Annotated in this window: 1 protein-coding gene and 1 other RNA gene; both read left to right on the top strand. The window is 62.8% G+C overall.

Features of this window, described 5'->3' with window-relative positions; genetic code table 11:
• Position 1: 1 nt before the first annotated feature.
• Positions 2-77, top strand: a non-coding RNA gene (locus AC1D1X_RS22820) — sX9 sRNA.
• A 62-nt stretch (positions 78-139) separates the two neighbouring features.
• Positions 140-1,614, top strand: a 1,475-nt coding sequence (locus AC1D1X_RS22815; RefSeq protein WP_477699278.1) for a polyamine aminopropyltransferase, incomplete at its 3' end; no start/stop codon positions are given.

The following is a 1,614-nucleotide window of genomic DNA, read 5'->3' as shown; positions in this document are numbered from 1 at the left end:
CATGTACCCGCAGGTACATTCCGGTTCCTGCGCGCCGTCCGCCTTGCCCGCAGCTCGCTCGCTACGCCCTTGACGCCGTCGTGATACCGGCTCGCTTCGCATCGCAGTTCTGCATATCCCATCCATCGGCACCCTCGTTTTGAACACTAAACCCCCCTCCACCGTTGCCACACCGCGCCCTCTTGAAGTCGCGCTGCTGGCCAGCGTCTTTGTGGTCGCGGCGTGCGGGCTGGTGTATGAGCTGGCGGCAGGGGCTTTGGCTTCTTATCTGCTGGGCGATTCGGTGCTGCAGTTTTCCACCATCATCGGTAGCTATCTGTTTGCCATGGGTATTGGGTCCTGGTTGTCGCGGTTTTTCGAGCGGCAGTTGCCGGCCCATTTTTTGCGCATTGAATTGATGGTGGCGCTGGTGGGCGGTGCGCTGCCGGCCACGCTTTTTCTGGCGAATGCCTATGTGCCCGGTGCTTTCCGTTTCCTGCTGTACGCCATGGTGCTGCTGGTGGGCACGCTGGTGGGGCTGGAGATTCCGCTGGTCATGCGCATCCTGCGGCGCAACGTGGCGCTCAAGGAGCTGGTGTCGCAGGTGCTCACCTTCGACTACCTGGGCGCACTGGCCGTGTCGCTGGCATTTCCGCTGGTGCTGGTGCCGCACCTGGGCCTTATACGCACCGGCCTGCTGTTTGGCCTTATGAACGCGGCTGTCGCGGTGTGGGCGCTGTGGCTGTTCCGCCATGAGCTGCGGCACGTCAAGTCGCATGCCCTGGCTTGCCTGGGGGTCTTGTGCGTGCTGGGTGCCGGCTTTGTGGGCGCGAACCAGATCACCACACTGGCCGAAGACCATTTCTACCAGGACCGTGTCATCTTCACCGCCACCACGCCTTACCAGCGCATCGTGGTCACGAACGGCCGCGGCGGCCACCGCCTGTTCCTCAACGGCAACCTGCAGTTTGCCGAGCGCGACGAATACCGTTATCACGAAGCGCTGGTGCACCCGGTGATGAGCGCGCACGGCGCGCCGAAAAACATCGCGGTATTGGGCGGCGGCGACGGCATGGCGGTGCGCGAAGTCCTTAAATACCCCAGTGTGGAAAGCGTCACGCTGGTAGAGCTGGACCCGGCCATGACGCAGCTGTTCAGCCAGCAGCCGGCCTTGAAGCGCCTGAACGGCGACGCGCTGCTGTCACCCAAGGTACACATCGTGAATGCCGACGCCTTCCAGTGGCTGGACAAAAACGCCGGCATGTTCGACATCATCATCGTGGACTTCCCCGACCCGACCAATTTTTCCATCGGCAAGCTCTACACCAACTCGTTTTATGCGCTGCTCGACCAGCACCTTTCGGCCAGCGGCTATGCGGTCATCCAGACCACGTCTCCCCTGGTGGCGCGGCGCAGCTACTGGACGGTGGTGAGCACGCTGGAATCCGTCGGGCTCAAGGCCGCCCCCTATCACGCCAATGTGCCCAGTTTTGGCGAATGGGGTTTTGTGGTCGCCAGCCGACGGCCTTTCAGCCCCACGACGCAAAGCGGCGCCTTGCCCGCCGGCCTGCGTTTTCTGGACCCGCAGACCTTGCCCTTGCTGTTTGATTTCCCTGTGGACATGGCACGCGTGCC

It is taken from the genome of Polaromonas sp. P1_G4 (assembly GCF_056405475.1).
This window is presented reverse-complemented; position numbering and strand designations above follow the sequence as displayed.